Origin of the sequence: Streptomyces alkaliterrae (assembly GCF_007097205.2) — a bacterium.
Classification (GTDB): Bacteria; Actinomycetota; Actinomycetes; order Streptomycetales; family Streptomycetaceae; genus Streptomyces; species Streptomyces alkaliterrae.
On sequence record NZ_VJYK02000280.1, the window covers coordinates 1 to 7307 of the forward strand.

Annotated in this window: 5 protein-coding genes and 2 pseudogenes; 2 read left to right on the plus strand and 5 right to left on the minus strand. The window is 69.1% G+C overall.

Annotated features, from left to right (window positions below):
* Both FNX44_RS21325 and FNX44_RS29110 read left to right on the plus strand, forming a co-directional pair.
* Positions 1-940: WD40 repeat domain-containing protein (locus FNX44_RS21325; protein ID WP_143650263.1), on the plus strand; the 940-nt coding region annotated here is incomplete at its 5' end.
* A 315-nt stretch (positions 941-1255) separates the two neighbouring features.
* Positions 1256-1423, plus strand: a pseudogene (locus FNX44_RS29110) (IS5/IS1182 family transposase); the annotation flags it as partial.
* 90 nt (positions 1424-1513) lie between these two features.
* On the opposite strand, the gene FNX44_RS21335 reads toward FNX44_RS29110, so the two are convergent.
* The 5 genes and pseudogenes from FNX44_RS21335 to FNX44_RS21350 all read right to left on the minus strand — a co-directional run.
* Entirely contained in the window at positions 1514-1687 is a 174-nt protein-coding gene (locus tag FNX44_RS21335) for a hypothetical protein (protein ID WP_153507578.1), read from the minus strand.
* Between the two features lie 157 nt (positions 1688-1844).
* Positions 1845-2153 carry a hypothetical protein gene (locus FNX44_RS21340; protein WP_143650265.1) on the minus strand — a complete coding sequence of 103 codons (309 nt, stop codon included), beginning with the start codon at positions 2151-2153 and terminating at the stop codon, positions 1845-1847.
* Positions 2126-2361: pseudogene (locus FNX44_RS29115) on the minus strand (transposase); the annotation flags it as partial. The pseudogene FNX44_RS29115 and the gene FNX44_RS21340, both read right to left, overlap by 28 nt.
* Positions 2362-2443: 82 nt before the next feature.
* A complete protein-coding gene (locus FNX44_RS21345; protein ID WP_143650267.1) occupies positions 2444-5200 on the minus strand; it encodes a hypothetical protein in 2757 nt (918 codons plus the stop codon).
* A gap of 597 nt (positions 5201-5797) precedes the next feature.
* The coding region (locus FNX44_RS21350) for a pyridoxal phosphate-dependent decarboxylase family protein (protein WP_323369556.1) at positions 5798-7307 on the minus strand (1510 nt) is incomplete at its 5' end.

Consider the following 7307-nt stretch of genomic DNA (forward strand, 5'->3'; position numbering starts at 1 on the left):
CACCTCCCCCGCCCCTCCTCGCCTCCTCTTCGGCGAACAGAGCTGCGGCGCCCGCTTCTTGGCGTTCTCCCCCGACGGGGAACTCCTCGCCACCGTGAACGACGACCTACTCGTACGGCTGTGGCACGCGGCCACCGGCGAACCCGCCGCCGTCCCTCTCACCGGACACACGGACGGGGTCAGGTGCGTGGCATTCTCCCCTGACGGCCGGCTGCTGGCGACGGCAGGCCGCGATCGGACCGTACGGCTGTGGGACCCGCGCACCGGCTCGCCTGTCGGCGAGCCGTTCGCGGAGAACGGCACGACACTCTGGGCGCTGGCCTTCTCCCCGGACGGGAACCTGCTGGCCACCGGTGGCCACGACCGAACCGTACGGCTGTGGGACCGGGTAACCGGGAAGCCGGTCGACGCCCCGCTCCGAGGGCACACGGGCGGCGTCGAAGCCGTGGCGTTCTCGCCGAACGGCCGTCTGCTCGCCTCCGCAGGCGCGGATGCCACGGTACGGCTGTGGCGCGCGGACGACGGCAAGCCAGAGGGCGAACCGCTGATCGGACACACCAGCGAGATCAGATCCCTGGCATTCTCACCCGACAGCCTCCTCCTAGCCTCCGGCGGCTGGGACGGCATGGTCCGTCTCTGGGACCCATGCGCCGGGGAGCCTGTCGGCGGTCCGCTCACCGGTCACCGCAACGCGGTCCGGGGCCTGTCGTTCGCACCCGATGGGCGCCTGCTGGTCTCGGTCAGCATGGACCGCACCGTCCGCTTCTGGGACCCGGTGTCCCATGGCCCACTCGGCCCGCCCTTCACCCGCCACGCCTGCTCCTTCCGCGCAGTCGGCTTCTCCCCCGACGGCCGCTTCGTCGCCGCCGGCGGAGACGACAAGCCGGTAGGCCTGTGGGCGACAGCGGATCTCGCCGAGATACCGGTCAGGGGCAGTTGACCACGATGTCCGGGGTGTCCGAGGAACAGCCATCGGTGCCCGCCCGGACCGCCGTTGAGGCTGTCGTTGTCGACCGCCCGTAGGCGGCGTTGCCGACTCTCCGAGTGCCGACTCTCCGAGTGGTGCCGGAGGCGCCGTCGCGGCCGCAGCGTGACGGCCGTCGGCGGCACGGTGACCGGGAGGTGCCGGCTGCGACCGTGTTCGTGGCGGCCTCGGGGTGCCCACGGCAGCAGCGCACCGCCGCGCCGTTCGGGCCCTCTGGGGCGACAGCGCACCGCCGGGTTCGCCGAGTGGTCCAAGGCCCGGGTCTGGCCAAAGGGCTACGACTACGCTCACCTGCGGCGATGGTTGTCCAAGCGCGGCATCCGACACCGCATCGCGCGCAAGGGCATCGACACCTCACAACGGCTGGGACGGCACCGGTGGACCATCGAACGCACCATGGCCTGGCTGGCCGGCTACCGCCGGCTACACCGCCGCTACGGCGGACTGACTCGGTGGCGGGTGTCGGCGGGCCGGGGACCGCGAGTGCCGCGGAGGCCCTGATGAGAGGTCCGATAGCCCCTCCGTACCTCATGCAGCCGCCTGCGTCCCCTGGTCAGCCTCGTCCACCAACTCGTCCAATGCCGCGCGGGCGAGAGGAACGAAACGCCGCCGCATGTCCTCCACGAGAAGGCCCGTTTCCTCTGCTGAGGAGCGATAGCGGTCCTTCTGCTCATCGGTCAGCGGTCCCTTACTGAGTGCCATCAGGTACTGAATGGGCGGGTAAATGTGCCGACCTACGGCTTCGGCGTACTCGGCACCAGCCCGCGCCACACCAGCGGGCCCTTGGAGCTCAACCGTGGTCGCCGCCTGCCGAGTCGCGCGTACCGCATCGATGACTACGCCACGTCGTATGTCATAGTCATAACGGTGCTGGTCGTAGGGCTCCAGCGTCAGTTGTGCCAGTTGCCAGACAGCCCGGTGTTCGACCCGTGTTCGCGAAGCGCAGCGCGGTCTTGCGCAGCCTCTGGCGTACCTGCTGCCCTTCCAGAGCCTCATTCTTCCGCCGCTCGATCCGAGCGGTCACAAGCGCCATCAGCCCGCTGTCCAGCAGCGTGCCGACGACCGCGATGGCCGTGGCCATCAAGATGCTCGTCATGGGGAGACATTGTGAAGCACGGCCGCGCACCCATCCGGCGATCAGCGCAAAGCCGCCGAGTCGATCGCGCACCGCGCACAGTCCAGCTCGCCCCGGGCGCCGAGCTCATCGAGGATGACCCGGTGCAGCCGTGCCCACACCCGGTCCCGGCTCCACCGGGGGAGGTGCCGTTAGTCGGTGGGCCAGGCCGGACCGAACAACGGCGGCAGCTGCCGCCAGACGCAGCCCGAGGTGGCGCCATAAGGATGATCGTCGCCGGACATTCACGATCCCTGGCACGACAGACAGCCTACCCAGCCAAATGAGATGGCTTCTAATGCCGCGTTTGCGCAGTACGAGGGAGACGCGCGGGGCACGCCGGGCTATTTGATGTCGCTTTCTTGCAGGATGCCACCCGCGTAGGAGCTGCCGCCATCCTTTGCCTTCACGAGGACGTAGCGGAGCTTGCCGCGGTCCAGCGCCTCCTTCAGGTCGTGCGCCAACTGGCCGTCTCGCGGGGACCTCGTCTCACGCTCTTTCATCGCCTCGATGATCGTCTCCACATACTCTCTGGTCATCTGCTGGACCATCTTGTTCTTATGACGGCCCTTCCCCTGACGCCAGCCTAGGGCGCTCGATGGCGCCTTGGCCTCGACGATGAGCAGCGTGCCATCCTTGAGCCGGTACAGCTGGTCGAACCTATCAGCGCCATTCGGGGTTTTCGGCAGGGGGATCCACTGGGCTCCCGGGAATTCCTCCGGAATGACGTGATAGCGTGCCGCGCTCTCACCGAGCCGCTCGGCTATGGAGCTGTTGTTGGGAGTGACGCCTAGTTTTTCTCGGTAGTGCCGCAATGCCTTGTCGCGTGCCTGACCATTGGCCACGCTCTGATTCTCCTGGAACTTCCGCTCCGCGTTGGTGAGATCCACCGAGGTCTTGCGATGGTCAGCGATCTTGTCGAGCAGGCTGCTTCGTTTTCTGTCACCGACCGAGACCGGGCCGACGGACTTCGCGGAGGACAGCTTCGCGCCGGGGGCCGAGGGCAGCTTGTCCTTGGAGATCCAGTGGTTCTCGTTGTCCCTGGCGAGTTTCGGCAGCGCGACGCCGTTCTCCGTGGTGGTCTCGCTCCTCCGGCGGCCGTCGCTGATGTAGTTGGCGGAGTACCAGACCGGGTCGTTGTTGGCCTTCCAGACCATCTCGTCCTGGACGTACTTGTAAGGGTCGATGGCACTGCTCAGCAGTTCGTTGCAGGTGAACACGCTGTTCGTGCGCTGCGGGGTGCCGTCCGGGCCAGGCGGATAGGTGGTGAACACTGCCGCGTCGAAGGCGGGCCGGCCCGCACCGTTGCAGTACTTGTCGAGCTTGAGCCTCCTGAACTCCTTCGCCAGTGCCCGCCGGTCACTGCCGGCCAGGGGCGTCGAGGCGTTGGGGTCGATGTCGATCCAGGCGACCTTGTCGAAGCCAGGCGGGACCACCCCGGTACCGGAGAGTTCGTTGATCACCGCCGCGAAGGCGTTCACGACCGCGCCCGTTCCGCCGGACACGGCCTTGCGTTGGATGGTCTGTTTGCCAGTCAGGTTCTGGAGGTCGGCCTTGTATCCGTCCGTGGAACCCTCGGGTTTGTAGGTGTTGCCCCAGACGACCTTGTTCCCCGCGCGCGCCAGATCGCTCGCATACCGCAGCGTCCTCCGGTCGGAGACGGAGAGCTGGGCTGTCTTTGCCGCCAGTTCGGCAATGCCGCTCTCGCCGGAAACAGTCAGGTTGTCGGTGTTCACGGCTAGGTCGTAGAACGGCTCGAACGCTCCCTGCTGCTTCAGATTGGCCACCGTCTTGCCGACACTGCTGAGCCAGCTCTCGCGGACCTCGGGGCTGGTCCGCTGGTCGATGCTGGGCGTCATGGCGTCAAGGAGCTGCAGGACGGGCTTGCCCTTGCTGTCGTTGGCCTGCTGGTCGCCCAGGGGCTCATTGAGCTGGAAGCCGCGGCCCATCAGCCGTTTGACGAGTGCCGGGTCGTCGCCCATGACGCTCGCTTCGTAGAACACCGCGGACCAGCTCACCTGGATCGTCTGGCCGGGCGGTGCCACGTTCCTCGCCGCCGTCGTCAGCGTGCGGTTTCCGCCGGGAGGAACGGAAACAGCACTGTTCAGGGGCGTCTGTCCGGCTACGGTCACTATCACCGTGCCGCTGGCCGGAGCGGTGCCCTGGTTGGCCACGTTCACGGTGGCCGGGCAGCTCGGAGTGCTACAGAACGATGTCGAGAGCTGTACGGTCACGGCCGTCTGGGCGGCCTTTACACGTCGGCTCAGCGGTTCGGCCTGCTCGGCCGAGGCGTCGACCCGGCGTACGTTCTCCGTTGTGCTCTGCACCTGGGCCTTCTTGGGCTCGCTGATCGCAGACGACAGGGCCGGGGCAGGCGCGGGCTCACCGACCGCCGCCACTTGACCTGCGGACTGCACATGGCCCGCGGACCGTGCGGCACCGTCCTGCGGGCCGGAGCGGAGCACGGCAGCGTGCGCGTCCGAGGCGTCCGGCACAGGTTCGGGTGTGGCGGTTCCTCGCGATCCGGCGGATCCCGGCAGGCCGACCGAGAGCGGTTGGTACGGAGGGGACGCGTTCACCATCATGCGCAGGGTGCCGTCGGTCAGTACCTTCGCCGGATGGCCGTTCACCGACGTGGCCCCACTCTGGCGCCACGTGGACGGAAGCCCGGACGGACCGTCGGTGCCCTCGCCCGAGAGGGCGTCGGCGAGCGCCGTCGGAGTCATCCGGGACAGCTCGGCCAGGCCGGTCACACTCTGCGGCGGGTTGGCCACCCAGGTATGGGCCAGCGCTTCGGCGCTGCCCGGCTCGTACTCGAACCACCACTGGCGGTTGCCGCGCAGAAGGCTTCGCTTGGGGCTCACAGCGAACTCCGCGTATGCCCCCGAGTCACGGCTCAGGGTTCCGTACGTTGTGCCGTCGCGGGCGACCGTCAGACGGAAGCCGATGATCGCGCCGTTGCCGTTCACCGTGGTCCCCGCATAGGTGACCCCGCGCCAGGCACGCAGGCTCTTCGTGGCCGCTGAGGCCAGCTGCGGGGGCGTCTTCTCCTCCTCGCGTGGCCAGAGCACAAAGGTCGTCAGGCCGGTGACGAGCACCATGACCAGCGCAAGGACGCCCCAACGCCAGTACCAGCGAGTGGACTTGACGAACCGGACAAGCGTTCCAGCCGTCCGGCGCGCCCGGCTTCCCGCCGACGGTGGCGACAAGTGCGACATCTGCGGGGGAGATGGCGGGAACGAAGGGTACGGGGGAAGCGCCGGCTGCTCGAACGGTACTGACTCTCTGTCCTGTGCATCCACATTTACCCCCCGGGTCCGGGCTGTCGGCCTCACCGGATCGTGGCGTGACGGTCCCGATTCCCCCATTCCAGATATCCAACCCAACACCCGTGTCAAACAAGCTTGTTCGCGCCACGTGGCGGGTTCTCGCCGCGTCCTGAACCCTACGGACACTCATCACCTCAGGCCGCTCGACGAGTCGTGGGCTGAAGGGTCCCCCGAGCGGGTGGACGCGAAGCCCGGACCAGCCGGGCTCCTACGGGTATCTCCACCTCGTCACGTGCCCGGCCGCGCTCCGTGTCCCGCGGACCGGGGCGGAACTGTCTTTGCCTTCTGCTGCCCTGCGGGGACCCGTTCGCGGAGTAGGTAGGAGGTGCAGTGGGACAGGAAGCCCGGTGGGGAGCCTGCTGGCCGCGGTCAGCGCGCGAGTGCCGTCTGGAGCACCAGTTCGAGCGTGGCGTCGATGTCGGCCGGGGTGGTGGCCGGGTTGATGGTGCACATCCTGAGAACGGTGCGGTTGCGGACGCGGGTGGTCAGGACCAGGGCCTGGCCCGTGGCACGGACGGCGTCGCTGACGGACTGCTGGAGGCGGTCGACGGTGGCCGGGTCAGCGGAGCCGTCCGTGGGTCGGCATCGGAAGGTGAGGATGGCGAGGCTCGGGGTGCTGGTGAGCTCGAGGCCGGGGTGGGCGGCGATGCGGGCGGCGGCGTGGTCGGACAGGTGGAGGCCGTGCTCGACGGCCCGGCGGAAGGCCGCGGCACCGAAGGTCTTCAGGGAGAGCCACACCTTCAGGGCGCGCAGGCCGCGGGACTGCTGGGGGCCGAGATCGTCGAAGTTGACCTCGCCGTGGCGGGCCTCGGCGGGGTGGAGGTAACCGGTGTCGAGGTGGTGCCGGGCCATCCGGAAGGTGGCTTTGAGGAGTTCGGGGTCGCGAACCAGGACGCAGCCGGTCTCATAGGGCTGGAACAGCCACTTGTGGGGGTCGAAGGTGAGGGAGTCGGCTTGCCCAAGCGCTTCGCGCATGTCGTGGCCGCGGGCGGAGAGGGCGAAGGCCGCGCCGTGGGCTCCGTCGAGGTGCAGCCACAGGCCGTAGCGGCGGCAGTGCCGCGCGAGGTCTGTGACGGGGTCGACCGCGCCGGTACTGGTGGTGCCGACGGTGGCGACAACCGCGAAGGGCCGCAGGCCGGCGGCGAGGTCGGCGTCGACCTGTGCGGCCAGGCTCCGGGGGTCGAGGCGCTGCTCGGGGTCGGGTTCGAGGGCGACCAACTGGTCGCGGCCGAGACCCAGCAGGTGGGCGGCGCGGGCGACGGAGGGGTGGGCCTGGGTGGAGCAGTAGAGGCGGGCACCGGCGAGGTCCCCACCGAGCTGGTGGTCGCGGGCGGCGGCGAGTGCCGTGAGGTTGGCGAGGGAGCCGCCGCTGACGAACAGGCCGCCCCAGTGGCCGGGTAGACCCAGTAGTTCCTTCAGCCACTTCAGTGTGGTCAGTTCGATTGAGCTGGGACCCGACCCGACCAGCCAGGCACCGGGGACGCTCAGGTGGGCGGTGGAGAGCAGGTCGGCGAGGACGGCGGGGTAGTTGCCGGTGGTGGGCACGAAGCCGAAGCAGCGGGGGTGGTCGAACCGGATGCCGAGCGGCAGGACGTCGTGGGCCAGGTGGTCGAGCAGGCCGCCGAGGTCGCCGCCTTCCTCGGGTAGCGGTTCGCCGAGGAGCGTTTGGAGTTCGGCGGGCGCGGCTACGGTGTGCGGCGGGCCGTCCGCGGCCGTGCACAGCCGTTGGACGACGAGGTCGACCGCGTGGTGGCCGGCCGTTCGCATCTCCTGTGCGGGTAGGGCCAGTTCGCCGGGTCGGTAGGGCTGCTCGGTCTTCCCGGCCGTCGCGTGGCGGGCCGGCGTCACCGGGACGGCGGCCGGGGAGGCGGCGTCCGGG